Source organism: Caballeronia sp. (assembly GCF_028292365.1).
Taxonomy (GTDB): Bacteria; Pseudomonadota; Gammaproteobacteria; order Burkholderiales; family Burkholderiaceae; genus Caballeronia.
Map to the genome: position 1 here is coordinate 13554 of NZ_JAQGMM010000283.1, position 26375 is coordinate 39928.

The 26375-nt window shown below is 58.7% G+C and carries 27 protein-coding genes and 1 pseudogene; 14 read left to right on the forward strand and 14 right to left on the reverse strand.

The annotated features are described in order from the left end of the window. Positions 1-86 precede the first annotated feature (86 nt). Positions 87-1448: an MFS transporter gene (locus tag JWR14_RS17600; protein WP_299709221.1), complete on the forward strand. Its 1362-nt coding sequence runs from the start codon at positions 87-89 to the stop codon at positions 1446-1448. 232 nt (positions 1449-1680) lie between these two features. On the opposite strand, the gene JWR14_RS17605 is transcribed toward JWR14_RS17600, so the two are convergent. Continuing rightward, on the reverse strand, positions 1681-2475 hold the full coding sequence (locus JWR14_RS17605; RefSeq protein ID WP_299709224.1) for an SDR family oxidoreductase: 795 nt from the start codon (positions 2473-2475) through the stop codon (positions 1681-1683). 65 nt (positions 2476-2540) lie between these two features. Further along, positions 2541-3689 (reverse strand): alkene reductase, encoded by a 1149-nt coding sequence (locus JWR14_RS17610; RefSeq protein WP_299709226.1) that lies wholly within the window; start codon positions 3687-3689, stop codon positions 2541-2543. 105 nt (positions 3690-3794) lie between these two features. Between JWR14_RS17610 and JWR14_RS17615 the strand changes: the two genes are divergently transcribed. Continuing rightward, positions 3795-4727 carry a LysR family transcriptional regulator gene (locus JWR14_RS17615; RefSeq protein ID WP_299709229.1) on the forward strand — a complete coding sequence of 311 codons (933 nt, stop codon included), beginning with the start codon at positions 3795-3797 and terminating at the stop codon, positions 4725-4727. A 33-nt stretch (positions 4728-4760) separates the two neighbouring features. Here JWR14_RS17615 and JWR14_RS17620 read toward each other — a convergent pair whose 3' ends face one another. Beyond that, positions 4761-5477, reverse strand: a complete 717-nt coding sequence (locus JWR14_RS17620; protein ID WP_299709380.1) for an SDR family oxidoreductase — start codon at positions 5475-5477, stop codon at positions 4761-4763. Positions 5478-5508: 31 nt separating this feature from the next. Further along, positions 5509-6069 (reverse strand): ester cyclase, encoded by a 561-nt coding sequence (locus JWR14_RS17625; RefSeq protein WP_299709232.1) that lies wholly within the window; start codon positions 6067-6069, stop codon positions 5509-5511. 141 nt (positions 6070-6210) lie between these two features. On the opposite strand from JWR14_RS17625, the gene JWR14_RS17630 reads away from it, so the two are divergent. Further along, positions 6211-7113: a LysR family transcriptional regulator gene (locus JWR14_RS17630; protein WP_299709235.1), complete on the forward strand. Its 903-nt coding sequence runs from the start codon at positions 6211-6213 to the stop codon at positions 7111-7113. Between the two features lie 96 nt (positions 7114-7209). Here the strand turns inward: JWR14_RS17630 and JWR14_RS17635 are convergent, their stop codons facing one another. The 3 genes from JWR14_RS17635 to JWR14_RS17645 form a co-directional block, all read right to left on the reverse strand. Beyond that, positions 7210-8544, reverse strand: coding sequence for a chloride channel protein (locus JWR14_RS17635; RefSeq protein ID WP_299709238.1), 1335 nt, complete (start codon positions 8542-8544; stop codon positions 7210-7212). 200 nt (positions 8545-8744) lie between these two features. Continuing rightward, the gene (locus JWR14_RS17640; protein ID WP_299709383.1) at positions 8745-9518 is read right to left on the reverse strand and encodes a slipin family protein; all 774 of its coding nucleotides are present in this window, start codon (positions 9516-9518) and stop codon (positions 8745-8747) included. Further along, on the reverse strand, positions 9518-10969 hold the full coding sequence (locus JWR14_RS17645) for a nodulation protein NfeD (RefSeq protein ID WP_299709241.1): 1452 nt from the start codon (positions 10967-10969) through the stop codon (positions 9518-9520). Before JWR14_RS17645 ends, JWR14_RS17640 begins: the two co-directional genes overlap by 1 nt. Positions 10970-11268: 299 nt before the next feature. Between JWR14_RS17645 and JWR14_RS17650 the strand changes: the two are divergent. Further along, a pseudogene (locus JWR14_RS17650) lies at positions 11269-11738 on the forward strand (hypothetical protein). Positions 11739-11844: 106 nt separating this feature from the next. On the opposite strand, the gene JWR14_RS17655 reads toward JWR14_RS17650, so the two are convergent. After that, positions 11845-12399, reverse strand: coding sequence for a hypothetical protein (locus JWR14_RS17655; RefSeq protein WP_299709247.1), 555 nt, complete (start codon positions 12397-12399; stop codon positions 11845-11847). 694 nt (positions 12400-13093) lie between these two features. On the opposite strand from JWR14_RS17655, the gene JWR14_RS17660 reads away from it, so the two are divergent. The 3 genes from JWR14_RS17660 (at position 13094) to JWR14_RS17670 (ending at position 15662) form a co-directional block, all read left to right on the forward strand. Next, positions 13094-14344: an HD-GYP domain-containing protein gene (locus JWR14_RS17660; protein ID WP_299709250.1), complete on the forward strand. Its 1251-nt coding sequence runs from the start codon at positions 13094-13096 to the stop codon at positions 14342-14344. Positions 14345-14906: 562 nt separating this feature from the next. Further along, positions 14907-15326, forward strand: a complete 420-nt coding sequence (locus JWR14_RS17665; protein WP_277037794.1) for a hypothetical protein — start codon at positions 14907-14909, stop codon at positions 15324-15326. Between the two features lie 123 nt (positions 15327-15449). Beyond that, positions 15450-15662, forward strand: coding sequence for a hypothetical protein (locus JWR14_RS17670; RefSeq protein WP_299709259.1), 213 nt, complete (start codon positions 15450-15452; stop codon positions 15660-15662). 84 nt (positions 15663-15746) lie between these two features. Here JWR14_RS17670 and JWR14_RS17675 read toward each other — a convergent pair whose 3' ends face one another. Next, positions 15747-16007 (reverse strand): hypothetical protein, encoded by a 261-nt coding sequence (locus tag JWR14_RS17675; RefSeq protein WP_277034098.1) that lies wholly within the window; start codon positions 16005-16007, stop codon positions 15747-15749. 460 nt (positions 16008-16467) lie between these two features. On the opposite strand from JWR14_RS17675, the gene JWR14_RS17680 reads away from it, so the two are divergent. The 4 genes from JWR14_RS17680 to JWR14_RS17695 all read left to right on the forward strand — a co-directional run bounded on the left by JWR14_RS17680 (position 16468) and on the right by JWR14_RS17695 (position 18660). After that, positions 16468-17187 carry a hypothetical protein gene (locus JWR14_RS17680; RefSeq protein ID WP_277034094.1) on the forward strand — a complete coding sequence of 240 codons (720 nt, stop codon included), beginning with the start codon at positions 16468-16470 and terminating at the stop codon, positions 17185-17187. A 240-nt stretch (positions 17188-17427) separates the two neighbouring features. Continuing rightward, a complete protein-coding gene (locus JWR14_RS17685) occupies positions 17428-17610 on the forward strand; it encodes a hypothetical protein (RefSeq protein ID WP_299709267.1) in 183 nt (60 codons plus the stop codon). Positions 17611-17680: 70 nt separating this feature from the next. After that, on the forward strand, positions 17681-17827 hold the full coding sequence (locus JWR14_RS17690; RefSeq protein WP_366144565.1) for a DUF6726 family protein: 147 nt from the start codon (positions 17681-17683) through the stop codon (positions 17825-17827). A 197-nt stretch (positions 17828-18024) separates the two neighbouring features. Further along, complete coding sequence (locus tag JWR14_RS17695; RefSeq protein ID WP_299709270.1) at positions 18025-18660, forward strand: flagellar basal body L-ring protein FlgH; 636 nt, start codon at positions 18025-18027, stop codon at positions 18658-18660. Positions 18661-18839: 179 nt separating this feature from the next. Here the strand turns inward: JWR14_RS17695 and JWR14_RS17700 are convergent, their stop codons facing one another. After that, entirely contained in the window at positions 18840-19220 is a 381-nt protein-coding gene (locus tag JWR14_RS17700; RefSeq protein WP_299709272.1) for a hypothetical protein, read from the reverse strand. A 955-nt stretch (positions 19221-20175) separates the two neighbouring features. On the opposite strand from JWR14_RS17700, the gene flhC reads away from it, so the two are divergent. Next, positions 20176-20835: a flagellar transcriptional regulator FlhC gene (gene flhC, locus JWR14_RS17705; RefSeq protein WP_299709275.1), complete on the forward strand. Its 660-nt coding sequence runs from the start codon at positions 20176-20178 to the stop codon at positions 20833-20835. Between the two features lie 127 nt (positions 20836-20962). On the opposite strand, the gene JWR14_RS17710 is transcribed toward flhC, so the two are convergent. The 4 genes from JWR14_RS17710 to JWR14_RS17725 form a co-directional block, all read right to left on the reverse strand. Beyond that, entirely contained in the window at positions 20963-21541 is a 579-nt protein-coding gene (locus tag JWR14_RS17710) for a hypothetical protein (RefSeq protein ID WP_299709278.1), read from the reverse strand. Positions 21542-21996: 455 nt separating this feature from the next. After that, positions 21997-22719 carry a hypothetical protein gene (locus JWR14_RS17715; RefSeq protein ID WP_299709281.1) on the reverse strand — a complete coding sequence of 241 codons (723 nt, stop codon included), beginning with the start codon at positions 22717-22719 and terminating at the stop codon, positions 21997-21999. 414 nt (positions 22720-23133) lie between these two features. Next, a complete protein-coding gene (locus JWR14_RS17720; protein ID WP_299709386.1) occupies positions 23134-23580 on the reverse strand; it encodes an ester cyclase in 447 nt (148 codons plus the stop codon). 94 nt (positions 23581-23674) lie between these two features. After that, on the reverse strand, positions 23675-24562 hold the full coding sequence (locus JWR14_RS17725; RefSeq protein ID WP_299709284.1) for a LysR substrate-binding domain-containing protein: 888 nt from the start codon (positions 24560-24562) through the stop codon (positions 23675-23677). Between the two features lie 98 nt (positions 24563-24660). Between JWR14_RS17725 and JWR14_RS17730 the strand changes: the two genes are divergently transcribed. Continuing rightward, a complete protein-coding gene (locus JWR14_RS17730; RefSeq protein WP_299709287.1) occupies positions 24661-25443 on the forward strand; it encodes an aldolase/citrate lyase family protein in 783 nt (260 codons plus the stop codon). 52 nt (positions 25444-25495) lie between these two features. Continuing rightward, complete coding sequence (locus JWR14_RS17735) at positions 25496-26374, forward strand: amidohydrolase family protein (RefSeq protein ID WP_299709291.1); 879 nt, start codon at positions 25496-25498, stop codon at positions 26372-26374. The last annotated feature ends 1 nt before the right edge of the window (position 26375 follow it).

Below are 26375 nucleotides of genomic sequence, written 5' to 3' on the forward strand. Positions count from 1 at the left end.
AGTATCGCCGCCGCAGACGCGTGGCGTGTATAAACTGAAAGAATCGCACGCCCGGTGACGACCTAACAAAAATATAAGGAAGAGACATGAGCAGGAGTCCGTCAGTCGACGTCCAGACCTTCATTAATGAACACCCGTTCGGCGGGTTTCAGTGGCTGATCTTTGCAATGTGCTTCGTCATCGTCCTGCTGGACGGATTCGACACAGCCGCTATCGGCTTCATTGCCCCGTCACTGATCACCGAGTGGAATATCAGCAGACCCGCGCTTGCTCCGGTCCTGAGTGCCGCCTTGTTCGGTCTCGCGTTTGGTGCGCTCCTCGCCGGTCCGCTTTCCGATCGCCTGGGACGGCGCGTGCTTTTGATTGCATCGGTCGTGATCTTCGGCGTCGCCTGCCTGGCTTCCTCTTTTTCCGGCGACCTGACTCACTTGACCATACTGCGCTTCATCACGGGACTCGGATTGGGCGCCGCCATGCCGAACGCGGTGACGATCATGAGCGAGTTCTGTCCGGATCGACGACGCGCAACCCTGATCAACCTGATGTTTTGCGGTTTCCCGCTTGGAGCCGCGTTCGGCGGTTTTCTCGCGGCGTGGATGATTCCCGCTTTCGGATGGCGCAGCGTCCTGGTGCTCGGCGGCGCGACTCCGCTTTTGCTGGCGGTCTTGCTGCTTATTGCGCTTCCGGAGTCGGTGCGTTACCGGGTTGCCCATGCGCATCCCATTGAAAAGATTCGGGCAACGCTTAGCCGCATTGATCGCAGCGCCGCCGACGCCGCTTCATTCGTGATGACGGAACAGGCTCAAACTGTGCCTGGGAAGAGTGGTATCGGGTTGGTGCTGTCGCGGGAGTACATCGTTGGATCCGTGATGCTTTGGCTGACCTATTTCATGGGACTCGTCATCTTCTATGCATCGATCAACTGGATGCCGATCTTGCTGAAAGAAGCCGGTCTGAGCCCGCAGCGCGCGACGTTGATTTCCGCGCTGTTCCCGCTTGGCGGCGTGGGCGCCGTACTGTGCGGCGTCCTGATGGACCGGTTCAATCCGAACCGGATTATCGCGGCATGCTATGCGTTGACCGCCGTCAGCGTGTATTGCATCGGCCACTCTGCCGGAAATATCAGCTTGCTGATCGTGGTCGTTTTTGCGGCTGGTGTGCTGATGAACACGGCGCAGTCGTCCATGCCCGCGCTTGCCGCTGCGTTCTATCCGACTCAGGGGCGCGGCACTGGTGTTGCGTGGATGCTGGGCATTGGCCGGTTCGGTGGCATAGCGGGTTCGTTCCTCGTTGCCGAACTGGCCCGGCAGCACTTTAGTTTCGAGAACATTTTCGCTGTCGTGGCGGTTCCCGGTGTGGTCGCATGCATTGCACTGCTGATCAAACAAGCCTTTCAACCGCGAGCTGAAACCGTCAAGGTAAGCGACATAGGAACGCTATCGCACTAGACGAAAAAAACCCGCACCTCTCTCGAAGGCACGGGTAAAAGCTTACGGAGCGTCGCTCGCCGGGACGGGGGGGACCCGGTGAGAACGAGACCTAGCATAAGCGTTTTCGTTTGAAACAGGTCTTTCCACAACTATCTGTTTCTTACTGATTTGTTCCGGACGCCATGAATCAGGACTGGGGTAAGGATCTGTATTGATGCGGACGGGTCGCGCATCAACTTGACCGCGCCGTTCAGCTGTGGAGGCCCATTTTTTCCGAAGCCATTGCCGCGATGCGGACAACGAGCGCGCGAGGAAGCCAGCGCGACAACCAGGTCGCCATTCGTACGCTTAGGCGCCCCGGGTAGGCGACAGCTTTCCTACGGTCAAGGGCTTCGAGTGTTTTATTAACTACGGATTCCGAACTATCCATGTCTTTAGGTGACACGTTGGTCGATACCCCGTCGAAGAAGCTCGTGGCCGTCGGTCCTGGGCAAGCCGCCATCACATGAACGCCCGTGCCAGCCAGCTCGTATTGCAGCGCTTCACTGAAGGAGAGCACAAACGCCTTGGTCGCGGCATAGGTGGCCATGTAAGGGAGCGGCTGAAAACTGGCGTTGGATGCAAGGTTGATGATGCCGCCCTTGCCACGCTTTGTCATCGCACTGCCGAGCAGATGGCTGAGCGCGACCAGCACCTGAACGTTCACCTGGATCTCCGAGTGTTTCTTCCTGGGATCGTGTGAGAGAAAGCTGCCGGTCAGGCCAAGCCCGGCATTGTTCACCAGCAGGTCGACCTGAATGCGGCGCCGTTCGAGTTCTTCGCCAATATGGAGAACGGCGTCGGGGTGGGCAAGATCAACGCTAAGTGCGACGGATTGCACCCCGTATCGGGTAGTCAGGTCCTCCGCCAGCGTCTGCAGGGCATCGCTGGACCGGGCTACCAGCACGAGATTCATTCCGCGTGCGGCAAGCGTCTGCGCGAACGTTTTCCCCAGTCCTTTCGATGCCCCTGTAATCAGGGCGGTTGAGCCTCGATAAACAAACATGTCCTGCTCCTTATAGCGATGGATGTGTATTCACGTTGTGCGCGCGGGGGTAACCGGATGCACGTTCAGCAAACATCGGCGGCGTTACTGACCTCGACCGGGGTTGCTGTGTTCGACAAGGAGGGATAGTCGGTGTACCCGCGCTCATCGCCGCCAAACAGTGTGCTGGCATCAAAGGCGGCCAGCGGCAGACCTTCGGCGAGCCGGCGCACAAAGTCGGGATTGGCGATGAAGGGGCGGCCGAACGCGACCAGGTCCGCATAGCCTTTGGACAGCATCCACTCGGCGTGCGCCTTGTCGTATTTGCCGGCAACAATGATCGGCCGCGTGTACCGGGCACGGATGGCCTGACGGAATACCTCGGTGAACTGCGGTGCATCCTCCCAGTCCGCTTCAACCAGATGAAGATAAGCAATGCCGCGCGCCTGAAGAAATTCGACGGCGTCGAGAATCGTCGGCAGGATATCGGGGCAGTCCATGCCTCGTGCCGTCAGGAACGGGGCGAGGCGAATGGCGGTGCGATCAGCGCCGATCTCGTTCGCCACCGCGTTGACGACTTCCTTGAGAAAGCGCAGACGGTTCTCACGCGAACCACCGTATTCGTCGGTGCGAAGATTGGACGTCGTACGCAGGAACTGGTCGATGAGGTAACCATTGGCGCCATGGATTTCAACACCGTCGAAACCCGCTTCCATCGCGTTACGTGCAGCCCGGCGGAAATCTGCGATCACTTCCGCGATCTCCTCGGGAGCAAGCGCGCGCGGAGTCGGGCTGTCGACCATCGCGCCTATGCCGGTGTCCGAATCGACCTTCCAGATCTGGCCGTCGAAGGCAACGGCGGAAGGGGCCACCGGCAGTTGACCATCGTGAAAGTCCGGGTGGGACATGCGCCCTACATGCCAGAGCTGCGCGAAGATCCGGCCGCCGGCAGCGTGAACTGCGTCGGTCGTGAGGCGCCATCCGGCGACCTGCTCGGGACTGTAGATACCTGGGGTGAAGGAGTAACCCTTGCCTTGGGGCGAGATCTGGGTGGCCTCGGTCACGATCAGGGCGGCGCCGGCGCGCTGGGCGTAATAGCGCGCGTTCAGTGCATTGGGAATATCGCCGGGCTGGGTGCTGCGCGCACGCGTCATGGGCGCCATGACCACGCGATGAGCGAGCGTGTGGCCGGCGACGACGGTCGGACTGAAGATTGACGAGGCGGTGGTCGACATGATTGAGAATCCGGGCTGGTTGACGATGTGCCCATTGTGCAAAACCCGCTGTATTTTGATAACGGGTGTACGATTTGAAGCATTTTCAAAAAGAACGGAAATATCGTGGAGACCCTTGGCGACATCCGGCTTTTTGTGGAGACGGCGAACCTGGGCGGGCTGTCGGCAGCGGGCCGCAAGCTCGGGCTATCTCCTGCCGCCGCAAGCGCACGGTTAGTGAAGCTGGAGGCGAGCCTGAATGCCCGGCTCTTTGAGCGCACGACGCGGCAGTTACGGCTGACGGAAGAAGGCCGGATGTATCTCGCCCATTGTCAGCAAGCTATCCAGGCGCTTGACGACGCGCGTGCAGCACTGCAGGCGGGTCGAAGCGTGATTCGCGGGAAGGTGAGGGTGTCGGCAACGTCGGATTTCGGCCGTCATGTGCTCAAGGGCTGGCTCGACGAATTCAACGTTCTGTATCCCGAGGTCACGTTTGCGTTGGCGTTGTCGGATTCTTTGTCGAACCTGGTGCAGGACGACATCGACCTCGTCATCCGCTTCGGCGTGCCGCCAGATAGCTCGCTCGTCGCCCGCCGGTTGGCGCCGAACCGGCGTGTTTTGTGCGCGTCGCCGGCGTATCTGAAATTACATGGCATTCCTGATCATCCGGGAGATCTCGACCGGTTCGACTACATCGTGCTCAGCTCCGCCTCCGGGGCTGCGAATGAATGGCGATTCAGCCGCGGCAGCGAAGTCGAGACGTTTACCGTTCCCCTTGAACGTGCGCGGGAGACGAACGACGGCGCGCTCGCGAGGGAGTGGGCCGTCGATGGTCATGGCATCGTGATGAAGTCGGTCTGGGATATTGGGGCTGACTTGCGAGCGGGGCGACTGCATATCCTGATGCCGGAATGGCGCTCTCCCGATGTTCCCGTGCATGCCCTGTATCAACGTAGCCGATACATGGCGCCACGCGTGCGCGCGCTACTCGACTTCCTGATCGAGCGCTTCGATACGGTATCCGGCGACCTGGAAGCGTATCTCGATACGGTTAGTTGACGGGGGACGCCAGCTGGCGGGGCGGTCGACGAATCAGGCTATTGCGCCGCCACCGTCCACGAGCACGGTGGACCCTGTTGCAAACGGCGTGCTCGCGAGATACACGATGGCGTTAGCGACGTCTTCCGGCTGACCAACACGTTTAGCGGGCAAGCGGGCAGCGGCACCTTCGTACATGTTCTGGCGAGCCTGCTCGTTAAGCTTCGCCCACAGCGGCGTCGCAATCAAACCGGGCGACACCGTGTTCACCCGCACCGGCGACAACTCCAGCGCGAGGCCACGCGCCAGCGCTTCCAGTGCAGCGTTGATCGCGCCTTGCAACACTGAGCTCTTGTTTGGACGCACGCTGAGGAAACCGGAGACCAGCGTCAGCGAGCCGCTATCGGTAATCTTCACCGCGCGCGCCACACGGTACGCGCCCCAGAACTTGCTGTTCATGGCGGCATAGGCGTCGCTGAGTGCCATTTCGCGCACGGGGCCACCGGGCGTTTGCGCGGCAGAGATGACGACGTGATCGAAGCGTCCAGCGTTGGAGAAAAATGTATCCACGGAAGCTTCGTCGGTTGTGTCAATCACAGCGGTGCGCACATGTGCGCCAATGTCCGCCGCGACGGCGTCCAGCTTCTCCTGACTGCGCGAGGCAATGGTGACGTCCGCGCCTAGCGCTGCGAAGGCCTTCGCAGCGGCGGCACCAATGCCCGAGCTGCCGCCCACGATCAATACGGTTTTTGATTCAAAGTTGCTCATGATTTCGACTCCTTTTATAGTTGAATAGCTATCCTTACTTCTCAATCACACCAAGCTGCTGCAGGAAGGTCAGGTTGTCTTCCAGATGCCAGTTCTCGGCAATTTGGCTATCGGCAATGCGGTAGATATCGGTGGCAATGAAATCGATCGGCTGGCCCTTGCCCTGCACGCCCTTGAAGGTGCCCGTGAAGTGGCCGGTGAAGCGCAGATGCGAGACCACTCTATCCCCGGCTACGATCATTTGCTCGACGTTGCAGTGGATATCCGGCACGGCGGCGTGCACCATCTTCGATGCCGCCAGCGGTCCTTCAATGCCTTGCGGCCGCCCCCGCGGCAGAGTTCGATCGGTAAAGTTGCTGCTAAGCGCGGCGCGCGCCAGTGTCTCGTCGCCCGTGGACCAGAACGTGTCGTAGCGGCGCGCGGCGAGGATCTCAGCCGCGACTTGCGCCTGCGGCAGGCTATGGTCAACGATGAGCGCGGCCGGCGTGACGAGCGTGTCGGGCGCGGCGAACGCAGGGACAGCCGTGCCGAGCGCCGCTAGGGCGAGGGCGAGAAAGCCCGCGCGGTTACCGGGCAGCGTGGACGAGAAGGACACAGGATTCTCCGTACTAAAGTGATGCGGCTTGGGCAGATGCGTGCTCGACGCTGTAGTTCATATGCTAACTTTCGGTTTTCCGATGGAATACGGCGCTGACATAGATGCATCCTCTCCAAATCGTGAAGAATGATCGTCGCCATGATCGATAACCTGCCTAACCTCGTTGCATTTGCCCGTATTGTTTCAGCCGGCAGTTTGTCTGCTGCGGCGCGGGAACTCGACTTGTCGCTGGCGGTGGTCAGCAAGCGGCTCGCGCAACTCGAAGAAAGTCTGGGCGTGCGGCTGATCCAGCGCACAACGCGCCGGCAAACGCTGACCGAGGAGGGCGTGTTGTTCCATCAGCAGGTCCTGCGCATCCTGGCCGAAGTCGAGCAGGCCGAGACGCTGATGTCGCGCCGGCGCGAGGCGGTGAGCGGCTTGTTGAGAGTAAGCGCGCCGGGCGCGCTGGGACGGCAGTGGATCGCGCCGATCATGGCGGACTTCCAGCAGTTGCATCCGCAACTGACGCTGCAACTCGAACTGACCGACGTGGTGGTCGACCTGCTCGACAGCAATCTGGACATGGCGGTGCGCTTCGGCAGCCTTGCTGATTCTTCGATGATCGCGCGTCCGCTCGCGCCCAACTACCGCGTGTTATGCGCGGCTCCCGCTTACATCGAACGATATGGCGCACCGAGCGAACCCGACGATCTTAGCCGTCACCGCTGCATTCTGATTGGTGATCAGCCACGAGCGGAATGGCGCTTCGAGGGCAACGACAGTATTGCGGTGCGGGTGGCCGGCTCGTTGATCACCAATGACGGCGGTGCGGCTCATGCGTGGGCGCTGCATGGTGACGGCATTGCGCTGAAATCGATCTGGGACGTCGGCGATGACATCGCAGCCGGCCGTCTGCAACGGATCTTGCCTGGCTATTCCATGACGGCTGCGCCGCTGCATGCGCTGTATCCGCATAGCCGCCATCTGGCCCCGCGCGTGCGGGTTTTCGTCGAGTTCCTGGGGCAACGCTTGCGCGAGGCGTGGCGCTGGGAAAAACGTTGACCCCGGAGGTTAAACCTGCCGTGAGCAGATCCGCCACGGGATGCGCGCTGAGAAGACGGAGTTGCTTGGGCGCCAGCATGCCGGGGATGACCCACCTCAGCCTCGTGATACGGCGCCGCCTTTGAGCTCGGAGCTCGTGTTTGAAGATCGCGCCTGCTGCGCTTGCATCCTGAGTTCGAGCAAGCGATGGGTCGCGATCGATCCTGCCACCGCGCACAACATGGCCACGATAAAGTCATGATCGACACGCGTGAACTCGACCATGAGAACGAGCGCAGTGATCGGCATTTTCATCGACGAAGCGAGAAAGGCCGTGGCCCCGACAATCGCGAAAGCACCCGTGGGCGTACCCGGCCACATCAAGGTCCAGATCCCGCCCAGCACGATAGCCAGCAACGCGCCGTTAGACATGCCGGGAGTGAGCAGGCCGCCTTGGGCACCCGCGCGCAGGCTGCTGGCGGTTATGGCTACCTTGATGACCAGCAGCGTTGCTGCAAGGCCGATAGTCAGCTCATTGCTGAAGCCCAGTTGCGCGGGTGTCTTGCCGTTGCCGAGGATCTGCGGGAACGACACCGCGAGCAAGCCGATGATCACGAAGTTCACGAGCGAGAAGAGCGGCAGCGTCCATCCCTTCGGTGCGGCGGCGCGGGCTTTCGTTGTCAACTGGACGAACACAAAAGCGGCCATGCCAAATAGGGGACCGGTGACAATGGACCACGTCACGAGGTTCGCGCTCAAGCCGAAGTGCGGCACCACGTATTGCGATGCATCGCCAAGTCCAAGCCACGCGACCACGGCCGCGATGACCGAGGTGACCAACGCGGGAATCACGACACGCAGCTCGAACGACCGAAGCAATACCTCAAGAACAAAGATCGCTCCGCCAAACGGAACGTTGTACACCGCAGCAAGCCCGGCGCCCGCGCCGCAAGCCACCATCAAGCGGGTCTGCTCGACGGTGAGGCCGGCGTAGTGCGACAACCATCCTGCAAGCAAGGAGCCGATCTCGCGGGGCGCAACCTCGCGGCCGAGCGGCGAACCGAGCGCAACGGTGATGATCTGAAGCACGGCATGCGCGGTCGTAGTAACGGGAGGCATGCGCGGGTCGTCGGAGGCAACGGCCTTCTTGATGCTGACCAGCGGCCGTCCATAGCGATAGATGACGAACCAGCCGCAGCCTGCAATGAGGCCGCAAAGCGCGAGCACAGCGACCCTGCGGCCAGCCGATGCTGCCTCGACACCCTCATAGAAACTCTCGTGCCCGACCAGATGCGTGATGCTGTAGCCGTACGCGACGTGCTGGATAAAATGCAGGAGGAGGGCCAACGCCATGCCGCCCAGGCCGGCGCCTATCCCGGTGAGAACGGTGACCACCGCGAATCTGATCAGTGGATTGCCGGGACTTCCGGGGCGGGGTGGTTGAGCGAGCATCGAAAAATGTTGGCAGTATGAAAGAAACGAGTGATTGGGCGTCCTGGTGCCCTTCGGGTGAGCATAATCAAAAAACTTCAATTAGCGTGAACCCGAATCTATCGTTTGAGAAATCAGGCGTCAAATTCATTTATTTTTTCAATTAATGTGGTTTGCGCATGACTCGCATGAGTCGTCGCCATGCGATCTTTCGATCGTGATCAGCTTTGCGTCGGTCCCTTAAGTCGTTCAAGAAGCGAACTGATCAGATCGATTGGCATGGGAAAAACAATGGTCGAATTCTTGTCACCGGCTATGGTGGTCAGTGTCTGCAGATAGCGCAGTTGCATGGCTTGCGGCGCTTGCGCGAGCATTTGCGCGGCCTGCAGCAGCTTCTCCGACGCTTGCAGTTCGCCCTCTGCATGGATGATCTTCGCGCGCCGTTCGCGCTCGGCTTCAGCTTGCCGGGCAATGGCGCGCACCATGGTCTCGTTCAAGTCGACGTCCTTGATCTCGACATTCGACACCTTGATGCCCCATGCGTCGGTCTGCGCATCGAGCACCTTTTGAATGTCCATATTGAGGCGTTCGCGTTCCGCCAGCAGCTCGTCGAGTTCATGCTTGCCGAGGATCGCGCGCAAGGTCGTCTGCGACAACTGGCTGGTTGCATCAAAGAAACGAGCGACCTGGATCACCGCTTTCTCTGGATCGACCACGCGAAAGTAGACCACCGCGTTCACTTTCACAGACACGTTGTCGCGCGTGATCACGTCTTGCGGCGGCACGTCGAAGACGACGGTGCGCAGATCCATTCTCACGACTTGCTGCACCGCCGGAATGATGAGGACAAGGCCCGGCCCCTTGACCTTCCAGAAGCGGCCGAGCATGAAGACCACACCGCGCTCGTATTCGCGAAAAATGCGGATTGACGAGAATACGATAAGGATGACCAGCGCCAGCAAGACGCCGCTGAAGCCAAATGTGAATCCAACCATCATTTTTCTCCTTGTTTTATTTCGTCCAGTCGCGCCACGCTCAGCATCAGGCCATGACGCTCGAGCACACGGACGCGTTCCCCGCGCGCGAGCATCGCCGGAGTCTCGTGACAGCGCACACGCCATCGTTCACCGTGCACGCGAGCCCACCCGCTGTCGCTCGGCGGCACGTCTTCCAGCATCTCGCCGATGCTGCCAAGCAGCGCTTCCGCCCCGCTTACAACGGGCTGCCGGCGTGCCCGCAGCGCGACGCTTGACACGACGAACACAAACAGCGCGGTGGCAATGGTCAGGCCGACTACGAGCGACACTGGAATGCCATAGCCGGGGGTATCGGTACGGAACAGCATGAGCGCTCCCATCGCAAACGCGACAATGCCGCCGAAGCCGAGCGTGCCGAACGTGGGCAGGAAAATCTCGGCGACAAGAAAGGCGATGCCAAGCAGGATCAGGCCCAGACCGGCAAAGTCGACGGGCAGCAATTGCAATGCGAACAGGCCCAGCATCAGGCTGATTGCGCCTGCAACACCGGGCAACGCGAGGCCGGGATTGGCGAACTCGAAGAACAGGCCATACATGCCGATCGTAATGAGGATGAGCGCTACGCTCGGATCGGTGATGGTGGCGAGAAAGCGGCTGCGCCAGTCGGGCTGGATCGTCACGACCACTGCGCCGGATGTGGCCAGGACATGACTGCCCGTGATCGTTTGAACATGCCTGCCGTTGAGCTTCGCGAGCAAGTCGGGTACGTCGGACGCGTTCAGGTCGATCACGTTCTGCGCGAGTGCTTCGCTCGCTGACAAGCTGACCGCTTCGCGTACCGCGCGCTCGGCCCACTGCACATTGCGACCGCGCAATTGTGCGAGACCGCGTATATAAGCCGCAGCATCCTGCACTTGCTTGGTGGTCTCGGTGGATGCCGCGTTCGCGCCGGCAGATGCTGACGCGCCCGCGCCCGCGTCTGTCCTTGCCTGGCCCGGCTCGGGCTCGGCGGACCCGCCTGCGCTGAGTCGGATAGGCGTTGCGGCGCCGAGATTGGTGCCCGGCGCCATCGCGGCTATGTGGCTCGCATAGACAATGTACGTGCCGGCGCTGGCCGCCCGTGCCCCGCCCGGTGCAATGAACGCTGCAACGGGAACGGGTGACGCGAGAATGGCCTTGATGATCGAGCGCATCGACTGGTCGAGTCCGCCAGGCGTATCGATCTCGAGAATGGCGAGTTGAGCGCGTTCTTCAGCCGCCCGGGTGAGCGCGCGAACGACGAAGTCGGCGCTAGCCGGTCCTACAGCGCCATTAAGCGGAACGACCACGACAACCGGGCTTGCGGCTACGGCATTGCTGAGCACCAGTCCTGCGAAAAGGGCTACCGCTTTGCGCAACAGTAAGCCCGCTGTGCCGGAAAACGCGCGCACGGTGTCCGGGTGAAACAAGCGAAACAGATAGCGTTCCATCACTATAAGAACCGCGCCTGTAGACAGGGTGACGCCGGCTCAACGAGGGTTGCCTGATATTAAGCTTATGCCAAATTAGGCACATACCAAGTGTGTCCACTCTAAGGATTTCCACGATAGAGCCACATCAGGCGCTTGAGCGATATCAGGCGCGCGCAAAGGCTTCGCTAACTTTCGCCTGATTGTTGCCGGGTGCGTGCAGCGTCGGAATATTTCCACGGCTTCGATCGTTTAACCCCTATACCAAGGCTCATGTGGCGAGCGATGCCGATGCGCCCGGGTTCACGCGGGAGACGATGATGCGTCAGTTACTCAGGTTGGGAATAGTGCTTGCCGCACTGGGTTTTGGGGCGCCCGCGCTTGCACAATCGTACGACGACATCGTGGGTGTAGATGGTGACTCTGGAGCCAATTGCGCGCCGTAGCGGGACAAGCGGATGTTGACGGCTCGGCGCAGCAAGTCGTGGGACGGGCGTGTCTGCAAAGCGATGGAACGTGGCAGATGGTCGAGAGTCCCGACGGCACCACGCTTGTGTACCCGGTCGCGTACTATCCGTATCCCGACCCATGGTATTGGGGGCCACCGCTGTTCATTGGCGCGGGCGTGAGCTTTATTTTCGTCGATCGTTTCCATCACCATTCGCACTTCGACCATTTTCATCAAATGGGTCATATGCACGTTGGCGCGCCAATGGGTTCCGGTTTTCACGGCGGACCGTCGAGATTTGGCGGCGGCTCACACGCGTTCTGGGGAGGCCACCGGCACTAGTATTGAAATTTTTAAATAATACGTCCGCTTGACAAACGGCTTCCGCGTGACCGATCGCCGGCAACAAGGTGCCATGCCGGGTGAAAATCCGCTTGCTTGTGTTTGCTTATCGCAGGGCGACCGTAGGCAATTTCGGTTCATCCAGAACGGCGACTCCGCAGAACCAGTCGCCTCCATGCACGTCATATTTCCAATGCATATTGGATTTCATCAGCGACCTGCAGTTGTCGAGCGAGATCATGCCGGGCTCGGCAATGGTGCATCGACCCATGGCAATCGTAGGCTCCGCCAATAAATTCACAGAGGCCGTGCGAACGGGCGATGGCTTCGAGATGGATTGCAGGTCATCGACCATTTGCTGAAGTTCTTCGATACGGCCGGAATACCAGGTCGTGAGGCACGTTTCATCCGTGCAATGAGTTTCCCGCCAAGTCCATTTGGCATCGCTGTCCGCGCGGAACGAGCGCTTATCTGCCACTGCGCGGCGCGCTTTCCAATACAGCTTTCCGAGTTCATCGTCGAGCTTCGATAAATACTCGTTGTGGCAAATCAGCTTTTCAGTCGCTGAGCGGCCGAGGTTGCAATCGAAGCTGGTGGCGTGAGCCACGAGCGGACTGCCCAATAGAATCACAGAGATCAGGGTGGTCTTGAAGAGGGTCATCGTTATCGCAGGAAGAATGGTCGCTTATCCATACTCGGCTGGATTCGATGCTTGGAATGCAAGGAAAAGAACTAGGGATCGGTCTGTACTTACCAAATATTTCAAATTAACCCGAATGTTTCTCCAAGCGCGCGCCAAACGGCTGGCTAGAGGATTTTTCTACAAGTGGCGTGAGGGACGCTAGGGACTGCCAGCTAGAGGGTAGTCACTGAGGGAGGACACGACCAAGGCCGGTTAGTGACCCCAAACCCTAGACCTTAGACGTTAGACTTTACTTAAGGCTTACGATGCACCACATTGAATGCGCAGTAAGTCAGGGTAAGGGGTCTGGAAAATAATGCGGTCATTCTCTGATGATCACAGGCACTTACGCGCAATCATTCCATGTCGGAAGACGAGTTGGCGAGTTATCACGTATTGGCGGCGTGCCTTGGCGCTAACAATGTAACAAGGAGCGCTAGTGTGGGGCGAGTCGTGCAGATTGTCACTATCATCGGGGGTATGGCGCCCAAGGCGAATGCCCCGGCTTGAAGCTGACGGCCTAAGCGGCTTGCCCGGGTACGCAAGGCGCCCGGTGAAAGAAATCAAGGATCTGATCAGTGCATTGGTGGAGCACGTAAGTGTAGGCCGAAGCTGAAGGTGATGTGGCTTCTCCCCTCGCTAGTTCCAAAACATGGCTCATCGGAGTTGGCTTATGCTGAAAACGGTCGCAGCCTCTTTATTGCGTCCTGGCATGTTCTTGCACAGTCTGGATCGGCGCTGGCTCGATCACCCATTCTGGAAGAACTCGTTTTTGCTCACCGCTATCGATATCGAGAAGATCGTCGAAAGCGGAATTACGTCCATTGTGATCGATACGGATCGAGGTCTGTCCTGCTCTGAGGACGGCATGGGTGAACCGGTCGACCCGTTCGATGCAGCGAGCTCCACCGCGCAGACGGGGGACGGCGAGCAACTCATTACGGGAAGTATGGCGCGCACGCAAATGGCGCGAAGACCGTTGGGCGAGGAAATTGAACACGCAAAGCGACTGTTCGAATCGGCCTCCAATGAAATGAAGGTGGTGTTTCAGCAAGCCCGCATGGGACGTGCGGTGTCCGGCGTCAGCATGATGCCGCTGGTGAAGAGCATTGCCGCGTCCGTTATGCGCAACCCGTACGCATTGACCAGCGTGGCGCGTCTGAAGCACCACGACGGCTACACGTATATGCATTCCGTTGCCGTGTGCGCGCTGATGACGGCGCTGGCACGCGAACTCGAACTGGACGAGCCGGATGTGCTGGAGGCCGGCGTGGGCGGATTACTTCACGACCTCGGCAAGGCGCTCATGCCGCTCGCCGTGTTGAACAAACCCGGAAAGCTGAGCGTGGAAGAGTACGAGGTCGCCAAGAAACACTCTTACGACGGCTGGCATATGCTGCAGTCGGCCGATGTCAGTGTCGGGGTGCTGCAAGTCGCGTTGCACCACCACGAGAAGATCAATGGCCGCGGGTATCCGCATGGGCTCAAGGACAAGGCCATTCCCCTGTTGGCCAGGATGGGCGCGGTCTGCGACGTGTACGACGCAGTCACTTCCGAGCGGCCATACAAATCATCCTGGCATCCGACTCAGGCGCTTCGCAGCATGGCGTCATGGGATGGACAGTTCGACAAGACCATTCTCGCGGCCTTTATAAGCACGGTAGGCATTTATCCGGTGGGCTCGCTGGTCCGGCTGGAATCGGGCTTTCTGGCTGTCGTGCTCGATCAGGGCAGCGGGTCCATTCTCGCGCCGATCGTCAAGACGTTCTTCTCATGCAAGTCGAATCAACCGGTTTTCCCACAAATAGTAGACCTGAAGAAATTAACGGGAATTGACCGGGTAGTGGCTATTGAAGACCCTAAACAGTGGAACCTTCCGCAATTCAACGACCTTTGGTTGAATCAGACCGGCCCCTTTGCATAAGCCACGCAGGCTGCGTCATGGTCTTTGTAGCGTCTTGCCAGATGTATCCGGGCTCTCCAGGCTAGCTTAAGCGGACTGTTCAGTCGCTGCCGCCTCTGCTTGACTTTGAACAGCCGAAACTCATTACCGTCCGGTTCCGAATCCGCGTTCGACAGACCGACCAGGAACGGGCGCAAAGAGCGGCATCGGCCCTGTTGCGTTCATGCTCCCGCCTAGGTAATAGCTCGTAAGCAGACGGTATCTACAGCCCGTAATTGCCGAAATGCCCCTCTTCAAAGCGCTCTAATCTCTCTGCGTGCATGGGGCTCTCTGCGTTGACCCCTTCAAACAGATATCAGGCCCATGACGGGAAGCTGCGTCAGGTGCCTCGGCGTTACGCCCGGTCCAAACCGCAGCAACACTGTTGAGGGAGAAAAATCTTGCGGCGCTGCATTTACATCGCGATGCTATTTTGCACACTCAATCTTCAAGCGTGCGCTAGTTCGGTGGAGACGTTTGCCCTCGGCGGAATCGTTGGTGCGGTGGCGGGCGTATCGGCCATCGTCTGTGCGGTCGGGTGCAAATGACCCGCACCGCGAAGCGTACAAGTGTTCGCACCGCTCCCCGCGAGCATGCGCATGTGAGTCAGGCGCAGGGGAGTGTCGCTCGCTTTCCCTCGTTACTCGAACCCGATGACTCACTGGCGGATCACGTCGTCATGCCGCTTATGCCGGTCATGCAGCGAGCAACGACGGCGGGGCATTCGCATGGGTTGAGCGAAACAATGATCGAGCGGCTTCTTAAGCGCAACGACGTTGTATTGCTGATGGAATGCGATCAAGGAGTGTGCCGCGTCCCGTATCGCGGCAAGCAACGCAGGAGCGACGTACTGCGCTTCCTGAGAATAGCGGGGCCGCAGGCTCGGGCGCTTGTCTATAGCCATCAAGCTGAAGAGGGTCCTGTCTGGATCGACGTCATGTCGGGCGAAGTATCGGCCCGGTAACAGAGCGCCAGCATCTGCCTGCATTTCTCGCGTCTCGTGCCGCTTGCGGGCTCGATGGAGAGTAGTGTCGATTAGCGCCGCTTCATCTGCGGTAAGGACACGTTGTTAATGATTCTGTATTTTATGAGCCAACGAGATGCCATCAAGTATCTCGTGGAAGTCCGGCGTGACACGTTAACCAAGCCAAGCTCGGAAGTCATTGTTAAAACGCATTTGCATGAAAGTCCCGGTGTTGAAGGCGTCGAACGCGTTCTTCTCGACGTCAGGGCCGCCCGTACCGCGTATTTCGTGGAATGCGGTTCGACGGTGGGCGACCGGATCGTGTTTATTACCTGAATGCCGCCATGCCCAACAGAGCTGATTGCGAGGAAGCCGTTTAGAAGAATCCGTCGCGTGAAACCCGGGTTCTTGATGCGTTGATCATGCCGCCTCGAATCGCCACTCCTCAAAGCTTCTTAGCTCCCCAGTCTGGATGTCGACCCATAACATATCTCCGTCGGATGTGTGGCTGAAGACCAGCGCGCGAACCTCGCGCTGACTATCCAGGAGTCCCAGTACGGCCCGCAGTGTGTGTTTGCCGCGATACCGAATCGCACGGCTTGCCACACCTTGACCGCTAACAAGCATGATGGGGTTGATGCGCACTTTGCAAGCAATCTCGCCGGTCGTGGAAAAATTCATTTCATCCTCCAAGTACATTCAATACTCAGTGATAACGTCAGCGGTGCGAACAACCTTAGGTTTCGAAAGGCCCGGTAAGAGAGTTGTCTAAGTGACGTTATTTACTTAAGAGACCAGGCCATCAAATAGCCGATCGTGAGGTCAAGTTGTTTGCATTCAACGCTTGCAAAAAATATAAGAATTGCACCCTTTCGCAAGCTGGCGACCAAGCGGAAGGTAATGACTTCGTTACCGGATCTTTCATTGTCGTGGCAGCATCGCTTAGTCCATAAGACTACCGGCATGCTAGCCGGATTCAGCTTCTTACCTCGCCTTTCCAACACTACAGATTCCTGCTTGCCGGGTCGATATGACGTCTGGGCGAATGGATCCGTGCGCTCGCCATTCAATCATCAGCACCACTGCCAACCTGTTTCATGCAGCCGATTCTGCGTCACGGAACAACCAACCGAGAGACACCATGGCACTCGATTCCAGCATGTCAATTTCATCTTCGGATTTTCCCGGCAACACGGCCAAGCAATCGCCCAGTGCGCCCAGCAGCGCGCTTCCTGAGCGACCATCGGCGGCATCGTCAGGAAGCGGAGACACCTTGATGGCGGCACTCAAGCTGACGTTGCAACGCATGGGGCTGGACCCGAGCGGGTTTGCGTCGGCCAGTAGTGGCGCCACCGACACGGATTCGTTGGCTGGCAGCTCCGGCATTGCGGCCGGATCCCACGCGCGCGAAGAGGCAAACAAAAACGCAGGCAAGCAATTTCTGGTGGCGCTGTATCAGGCACTTGTCCTGCAACACGGTCTCAACGCGCCTGTTCAGCAAGAGGGTGATGCTGCGCCAGTGGATCAGGTGACATCGGCCTATGTCGATCTTGGCTCTTCCATAGAAGAGCTTGCGAAGACTGTCCGGTCTGCCTTCGTGGACGGCGACAGGCCAGTCGACGCCTGGGACTGGCAGCTAGACGACCCCCTGGGGCCCACGTCCGGCAGTGATGCTGGGGCGAGCGAGAACACCAAAATTGCCGGAGCTGTCAGCATGCTCGACAACGCATTGCAATCCTATGTAGCGCCTGATGGTGACTCGGGAGAGGTGTCGTTAGCCGATGTTCTGGATGGTTTGAGCGAAGAGACCAAGGGCGTTAGATGGGATCCGATAGGACTGTTAGTCGACGTGAAGATCTAGGCTTCCCGGTGCCAAACGATGATCGGGAGCGCAAGTCAGGTGCTTGCATTAATTGCGGCTAAGACAGTGCGGTAAGTGCTGGTAAGGAGTCGAGAAAAAGCGGTGATCTTTCATTAATCGACCCTAGCCGTTAAGCGTGATCATTCAATGTCGAAAGAGAGTTCTAGCGACCTGGCATGCGCTCAAGTCTCCCTTGACGCTGCCTCGATCCCCTCATCTTTATTGAAAGCGAGCCTGATCATGAATGTTAACAACTATAGTCCTGCAGAACGTATCGCACCAACACCCATGCGCCCGACCGGCGGCAGCGCAGCCGGCAATAGCGCTAAAACCGATTCGCCGTCGCTGCCGATTGAGCAAGCCACCCCTCCCGCGCTGCCATCGAACGGCTTGGTTGGCACACGCATCAACACTAGCGCCTGAAAGGGTAGCGGCCTTATTTATGTTCAATTTGCAGTCTTATAAACGCTGCGTGCGGCTAGCGGCATGCCTCATGGCGGGCGTGGTCATATTGCCGATGGAGGGTTGCGCGGTAGCTGCACTGCCGTGCCGCCTGGTATCGGCTACGCTCAAGATCGTGCCGGCCGTGGGTCATGCGGCTGCCGCGCCGTTCGATACATGCGCCGACGCGATCGATTGACAATGTCCGACTCGCCGCTCAAAACGACGAGTGACGAGCGGTCGAGGCCGGCTTAGGGGTCAGGCTTGGCGCTTAGCGACAAGTCGACGATTCAGACGCTGCTCATTATCTGATCGTGCCACGCGCGGCCAAGAATCTTAATCTGGCGAACCATTAAAAACATGAACTCGTTAAAGTTTGTGATTCTGACTAGTGGTATGGTTTCGTTAGCCGGATGCTCAGGTGGCTCGAATTCTATCGTCGATATGCCGACGTTCGCGCCGGTCGTGGTTTCAAGTCCGTTGAATATCGAAACGGGGGGCGCGATCTTCCAGGGTGGCAACACGTTGGCCTTGTATGAAACGCCTCGCGCACAGCACGTGGGCGACGTATTGACGATCCGTCTCTCGGAATCCTACTCGGCTAATAACAGCGGCGATGCGTCAGCCAATCGATCGAGCGACATCAGCGCGCAAGCCGCCGACCAGTCTAGCGGCGCAGCAGCACGACTGGCCAAGCTGTTTAACATCGGATCCGCTAGCACCACATTCAAAGGTCAGGGCGCTGTGTCGAACACGACGGGGATGACTGGGACGCTGGCCGTGTCGGTTATCGCCACGCTGCCGACGGGGAACCTTGTGATTGCGGGGGACAAGATCATTGCGATGAACCAGAACCGCGATCGCCTGCGGTTGTCGGGTATCGTGAATCCTAAGGACATCGAGGTTGGAAACTACGTATCGTCCAGTAAAGTTGCCAACGCGCGAATTGAGCAAGCAGGTGTCGGCATGCTCGCCGACGCGACAACGGTAGGCTGGCTGCAACGAATGTTCCTTAGCGTGCTGACGTTCTGATCCTGCGAGGGTGGAGGGGCGGGGTTGGCGCCAGGTTCCTGGTAGCGACCGCGCCTGCGTCATCGCTGACCGCCTTGAGCCGGCGGCTTTCCGATGGATTGTTTCGTACAGAAGCCAAGACGGCCGGTTACCTTTCCCTCAACTAAACACTTAGCGCCCGCTTGGGCGCGGCACGTGCCTCACGGAGCGGACGGATGTTTCGCCAACGTGCTCAGGTCTTCATCCAGGCTCGTGCGAATGGTCGTAATTGCCTGGTCCACGTTGGTCGGGCGGAGCAGGTTGCGCGCCAGTGCTTCGTAGACGTATTGGCGGATTGCCGGAACCTGCGTCTTTAGCAGGACGTCGTGGTAGATATCCCGCATCTCGCTTTCCCGGCCGTTCAGGTCATAAAGCCGTTGCAAATGCTGTAGATCGTTCACCACCGCAAAGCCCGGTTCGAAGCCTTCGCGGCCAATGTGGCCGCCGTCCAGGTTGGATGGCAAAGTGCCTTGGGCGAGTGCGCTGCCGGCGCTGGTTGCCAGGACGCTTGCGAGAAGGAGAGTTTGGGTAAGTTGTTTCATGATTATCGAGTAGGACTTCCCTCAAGCGGAAGTCGAGTAGAAAATGACAACGCAACCTCACCTTCGACGGGTGACGAGCTTGGCAACACTGCTGATCATTCGCCCGGTCGCAAACGGAAAGGCGTGGCGAACGAGCGTCACGCTGTACTCAAGCGACCTTCTTCGTATCTGGTCTCTGCATTGATCCCGGCTTCGACACTAGCCACAGACAATGCCCGGGATCGATCCTGCGAAGAAATCAGACTGCACGATCGTACTAAGCAATCTTCCACAACCTTTTATCAACGGGTGAAGAAGAACGCGGAGCACCGTTGCGATCCAGCCATTCCCCCACATGGCTTCTTCAATCTGCGGGGTTATGATTGCGCACTTTCGCTAGCACTGAAACGTCGAGCAGCATGCACGTTCGCCAAGTCCTTCCCGAATCTTATAAATAATTTCGCCGTGTTTATTCAAGTAGGCCGGGTGAGTACGTGGGTCTCCGAAATGCTTAGCAATTAAAGGAAATATTCCGTAAGCCTTAGGACAAAGCCTCGTCTTTTCGACGCAATTTACTTGAGAGAAAAGGAGGATCATTCCGTTCAGGGTAGGTCGTTGCCAATACAATGGGACGCTTCTCCTAACGTTTTGGTCAAAGGATCGATGATCAATTCATCGATGATCCCTTTTTGAGCTCGGTAAAATTCGCGGAGGCAGCATGTTGCTAATCGGCGGTGCGGTGGGTTTTATGTCCGGAGTGCTGCTTATGTTTTTTCTCCTGGGACATCGGGCGCCTGAGGATCGAGTAGTCGATCTCACCGGCACACTGATCACGCACAATCCGGCTAGCGCGGGGACACGGAGCGCGGAGGCGTTCTTGCGAGTGCTCGGTTCCCGGGCTTGAATTTTTGGGCTTAGCGCCATAGCGCTGGCCGACGTGGCAGTCGAGCGATTTATATAAGAAGAGGTTACGCCAATGGCGAAGAAGAGCATTGCTGAAGACGCTCAAGATGTGATGCGGGCGGCCATTCTGATCGAACTCGGTGCCCGTATTCAAGTTCTGGAAAGCGAAGTCAACCTCTCCCGTGACCGCATGATTCGTCTTTATCAGGAAGTAAAGGGCGTATCGCCGCCGAAGGGCATGTTGCCGTTCTCAGTCGACTGGTTCCTGACGTGGGCACCGAATATTCACGCATCGCTCTTCTACAACATCTACAGATTCCTTAAGGATCTCGCGGGTTGTTCGCATTTCGATGCATTGACGAAAGGCTACAAGCTTTATCTCGAGCATTGCGAGCGGCACGACAGCTACATCATGTTGAGCTTCACGCGCGCCTGGACGATCGTGCGTTTCTTCGACGCCGGCATCCTGCAGTTGACGCGATGCTGCAGCTGCACGGGCAAATTCGTCATGCGCAAGCAGGACGCGGCACATGGCGCGGTGTGCGGGATTTGCCAGCCGCCGTCGCGGGCGGGCAAGAGCGCCAAAACCGAGCCGCGCGTCACGCGAGACGAAACCGTGGGTGAATGCAGCACCGTACAGCCCGAGGCCGTGGATGCGTTGAATTCGACTCTAGCCGGCTACGTTGACGTGGAGCAGGCCAGGCACGAAGCATCCTGCAGGCAAGCTGCCTGAGTTGGCTGACTGCGTTGACTCACTGAGCCATGCGATAGAGTCCGCGAGTCCGGCTTTGCGTCACTGGACAACCGGGTTCTTGATGATATCGCGGCCTTTCTGGCCGCATTATTGTTTCATTCTCTAATCAATCCGACGTTGCAATCACCATCTTGTCGATGAGCGCGGTGACCTTGGTCGCCGTGCTCGCGAAGCGGTCCAGCTTGGCGCCGCTAGTCGCATAGCTGGCGGCGACCACGATCTTTCCCCTTTGGATCAACGTGAGGTTGATGGCGGAAAGATACTCGGTGTATCCGTCGGTGAATGTTCGATGCCCCCAATCCGTGGCTGCACTGTAGACTAGTGTCGCTTCGCAACCGGGCGGTGAGGTCCCTGGCGCATACACGGTCGACTCCACCCCGCGTTTATGCAAAGCGTATTGCAATGCCGGAACAAAGTCGCCAACGGGGACCATGGAATTCCACTCGATGCAAACGGCGCGAAGGGATGCCTGATCACCATTGACGACGGTGGGTGACGAATGGTTCGACGCAATACTCAAGCCGGCTTGCACGACGGACCCGGCTGCATCAACAGCGGATATCACGGTCAATGCGCAGCCGGATAAGAAGCATGGGCTGAGGACGGTGCAGATGAGCGAGGCGTAGCGCAGAGATTTTTTAACCCGGCAGGCGAGCAGGCTCATTGGTTTGGCGACGTCTGTCATGCCGAGTCGAATGGCGGATTCGACAATAGCCGAACCGTATCCTTCGGTCTCACATTCGATCAAGCTAACCATGACGCCGCCACTCCTGTTTTTCGTTCTTCAACGGGTCGCGAGCAGGCACACTCGGTGAGAACCTTGCACGCTTGCACCAAGGCTGACTCGATCCCATGTGCGCTTGACGATGAAATGACCGCGATAACGGCGAGTGATATTCCTGCTGGCTTGCATGATTGAGTTCCGGGGATGAACAGGGCGCTGATTGCGATTCGACTAGCGGCAAGCAATGGATGGTCTGGCCGCCATCCCATGGTCGCGTATCTCAGCCATCGACGAAACGGCAAGCAACAGATAGCTCCCGCACGTCCTTTCTCAACCTTTCCGTGACGCTCGAAAAATCACGCGGCTTGCACGGGACCGGTGCTTGTCGACCTTTCATCAAGCTGCATTAACTTTCACTAACTCGCATCGACGCTGCTGGTTTTCCATTGCAGCACAACAGACTTCACCCACGCGTCGGGTGCTTTCAGCAGATAAACGAGCGTGGCGTTACGGGTCGCCGGCAAGAAACGCAAAGTGATCGAGCTCACTGCGTTTTCCCATTCGTAGACGGGCAGCGCGTTGCTCGTAGATGTGGAGGCGGTTGCACGAGCGTTAGCTCGCGGCGCGCCATAGCGGTCCGCCAGAGCGTGGCGCAGATCGGCTGCGGTGCCTTCGTCTATGACGAACGACATCTCATACAGCCTGAAGGTGCTTTGTCCGCTAACGCGTGCGAAGCGCAGCATGTGGTCCTGCGCCGGTGCGCCGTCGACCACGGCGCGCGATAGCGCCCATCCATTGGCTCGTTGATGCGCCCAGCGGCAAGCAACTGTCAGGCTTTCGCGCGTCTTCAGGCTCATGCCGAGGGAGCCGGCAATCACATCGGTCTCGCAGACCGGCACGCTGTCGATCGGGGTCGCCCTGACGGTCGCGCCTGCCTGGAATTCATCGAGCGTTATGCCGAGCGGGATTCCACGAAACGCGAAGGGCGCATCTTGAAGGCGCCTTTTCTGATCGACGCCCTTGCTTCGGGAGCCGCCCGCATCGTGTGCGACCGGCTCCGCGCGCACAGTGACAGACGGAGTGAGCGACAGCACGCCGCTAGCTAGCGCAAGGGCGCAGACAAACAAGGTGGGTTTCATGACTCAGCCGATTGCCAACGCACGCATGTCTAATGCAATGCGTGTGGTTTGTTCCGCGAACCTGACTCGCTGTGGTGTTGCTAAAGGCTTTTGCCCGCGTTGGGCCATTGCTGGCACGTGAAGCCGGTTTGAGAAACCAGCAAGTTCTGGATTGCCGTGAAGGGTCATGATAAGCCTCGCGTAGCGCAGTGATTCCTAGCTTCTATTCGACACCACGCATGGAAGCCCCCGCTTGCGGGTGATCGATGCGCGGCGAAGCGTATTGCGTGTCGAATCATCGCACCGCGTCCGGGCGTGCGATGTGAGAAGGAGTGCGCGGTTTCCCGCAGTGCTTACGAGCTGTTTCCGCTGCTTACCAATTTTTAGCCGGAGCAACTCCGTGCTTAAGCGATTGGGAAATGGGGCGAGCCTGGGTTAGAACATTGTGTTGTCGTTAGCCGCGTGCTCGGGCACCGGTTGGATCACATCCCAATGTTCGGCAATCTTGCCGTGGTCCACGCGGAAGATATCCACTATGGCGCTGCCGCGATCTTGCGGGTTGCTGGTCGAATGAACATGAAGAAACACGAGATCGCCATCGGCCGCGCTGCGCACGATCGTGGAGCGTGCCTCGGGGTTTGCTTTGAAGTGCTCGGTAAAGAAACTGATAAACGGCGCCGAGCCGCTTGGCACATGCGGATTGTGCTGAATGTAATTCGGCGCAAGCACGGTGCTGGCAATACTGAGATCGTGTTGGTTGAATACCGTGTTGTAGAAGCGTACGACCAGTGCCCGATTGGTAGCTTCCTGGGCGAGATTTCGCGTGGTTGTCTGAGGCGGCATGACGCTATCTTCCGCGCTGGCGGGATTGATTGCGACCATGGCAAGCAGCGCGGTAGCGGCGAGCGCACTGCAAAGAAAGGGTGTCTTGAGCGTCATATGAAATCCGTTGAAGAGTAGATCGCAAGCTTAGAGGTTATCTCAGCGCAAGCGCCAGTTCCACGAACTGCTGAACGCGTGAGTTCACATCGCCGTGACGATGAGCGATATAAAGCGTTGTCTTGGTATCGTCATCGTCGAGCTCCCTGAACACGACACCCGGTATGGCGATGGCCTTCAGCGTGGCCGGTACCAGCGCGATCCCCAGGCCGGTCGCGGTCAGTCCGATCAGCGTGGACGCCTGCTGCGCTTCCTGGACTACATAAGGCTCGAAGCCGCGCTTCGCGCATAACGCCACCGTTTGCTCGTGTACCGCTACGCCCGCCTGCCGAGGATATGCAATAAACGGTTCATCACGCAGGTCTGCGATCTTGATGGACGCGGCTTTGGCGAGCGGATGACCCGCATGCATCGCGAGCAGCAGCGGCTCTTCGAGCAACGGTGTGAATACGAGATTTGACGGCGGCGTGGAGAGCGGCAAGCGCAGCAGTCCGACATCGAGTTCGCGGGCATCGAGCTGTTCAATCTGCTGTGACGACGACAACTCATGCAGGCCAATCTGCACGTTGGGCCGCTGCGTACGGTACGCGTGGATCAAGCGCGGAAAAAGCGGCGATAACGATGACGCATTCGTAAAACCTAGCCGCAAACGCCCGACTTGTCCGCTAACCGTCTGCCAGACATTTTCCTTAGCGAGGTCGATGCGCGCGAGGATGTGCTTCGCATCGTTCATTAGGGAAAACCCGGCCTCAGTCAATGCCACCGAGCGGCTCGTCCGATGAAAGAGGCGCGCGCCTAGTTCGGTTTCGAGCGCCTGGATCGCGAGGCTCAAGGGCGCTTGCGTAATACCAAGCCGCTCTGCGCTACGCCGGAAATGCAGCTCCTCGGCGAGCACGACGAAATACTCCAGATGCCTGACGTGCATTGATTGCCTCTGTGAATCAATAAGATTTTCTGGAGAATAAATCAGAATGGATTCTGAGGCGATACTTGTTCCGAAGCCAAATAACAGACGGAGACAACATGAACGGTATCGAACTGACTGAGCGCTTGCGGGCGGGTCTTCCCGTCTACGCGCTCGGTATCCGCGCGTCGCGAACCACGGACGTGGTGCGCTGGGCGAAAGCGACCGGCTACGACACCATATGGATCGACATGGAACACAGCACGCTGCCCGTGGATACGGTTGCGCAGTTGTGCTCATGCGCGGTCGATCTCGGCTTGACGCCTTGGGTCCGGGTCCCTGAGCGTGACTACGGCACCATCAATCGCGTTCTCGACGGTGGGGCGTTGGGTATCATCGTCGCGCGTGTGGAGACGGCAGCGCAAGCGAGAGACGTAGTCATGGCAACCCGTTTCCCGCCGCTTGGCCAGCGCTCGCAACTCGCGACGCTACCCTATGTGAATTTCGAAAAGATTCACGCCCGCGAACTCAATCAAACGCTTAATGATGCCACCGCGATCAAGGTGCTGATCGAGAGCCGCGCGGGTGTGGAAGCGGCCGATGCAATTGCGGCCGTCGACGGCGTGGACATACTGGCAGTCGGCTGCAACGACTTGAGCGCCGATCTGGGACATGCCGGCGAGTCGACGCATCCCGAGGTCGTGGAAGCGTGCCGGCGCGTGATTGCCGCCGCCCGGCGTTGCGGCAAGGTCGCGATTGTTGGAGGCATGCCGGATAGCGAAGCATTGACGAGCCTCAGGAAAGAAGGGGCCGCGCCTTTCATTTTCGCGGGCATCGACACGGACCTGTTCCTGAATGCGCTACGGCAGCGAATAGAGAGTAGCCGCGCGGCATTTCTCTAAGCTGGCCAAGCCCTCCAAGTCCAACTAACCTGATCATTCACGACCTACTTTCATGGCCGAAATTCCGCTGATATCCACTTCGATGCGTGCGTTCGACACGCTGTCACGCCCCGCCTTTGCGATGCCCGCTCATGCTTGCGACGCGCACATGCACGCGTTCGGTCCAGAGGCGCTTTATCCCCACGTGGAGCACCCGCATTACACCCTGCCGGACGGCAAGCTCGACGCTTACTTGCAACTGATGAACGTGCTTCAACTCGAACGTTTCGTGATCGTGCAACCGAGTTTCTACGGCACCGATAACCGCTGCCTGATCGACACCTTGAATGCTGCAGGCCCGATTGCGCGAGGTGTGGTTATGATCGAAGAGGGTACCGACGCAGCCACGCTTGATCACTATCATCGGGCAGGGGTTCGTGCCGTCCGGCTCGACCTGTTCGCGCGCTCGGCGTTGCCTACCGAAGAGATTCAGCAGTACATCACCCGTATGTCAACGCTGTGCACGAGCCTCGGCTGGCATGTGCAGTTCTACGCGCCGGGCTGGGTCGTGCGCAACCTCATTCCCTTCCTGGCGGATGTGCAATCGGATTTCGTGATCGATCACATGGGGTACATGCTTGAAGAGGACGGCCTCACGCCAGCGGATTTCGAGCGCCTGCTGAATCTGCTCAAGGACGGCAACTGCTGGCTCAAGCTCAGCGCGCCATATCGGATCGCCAGGCATCGTGGGTACGACGCTGTTGCGCCAATGGCGCAGAAGATAATCGAGGCGGCTCCGCACAAGGTGATCTGGGGTTCCGACTGGCCGCACATTCCCGATTCCACTCGCGATACCGGGGAGCTGCTCAATCTGCTTGGCGCGTGGACGGAAGATCCGAAGGTTCGGCAGAGGATTCTCTCCGACAACCCTGCACGACTGTTCGATTACTGAC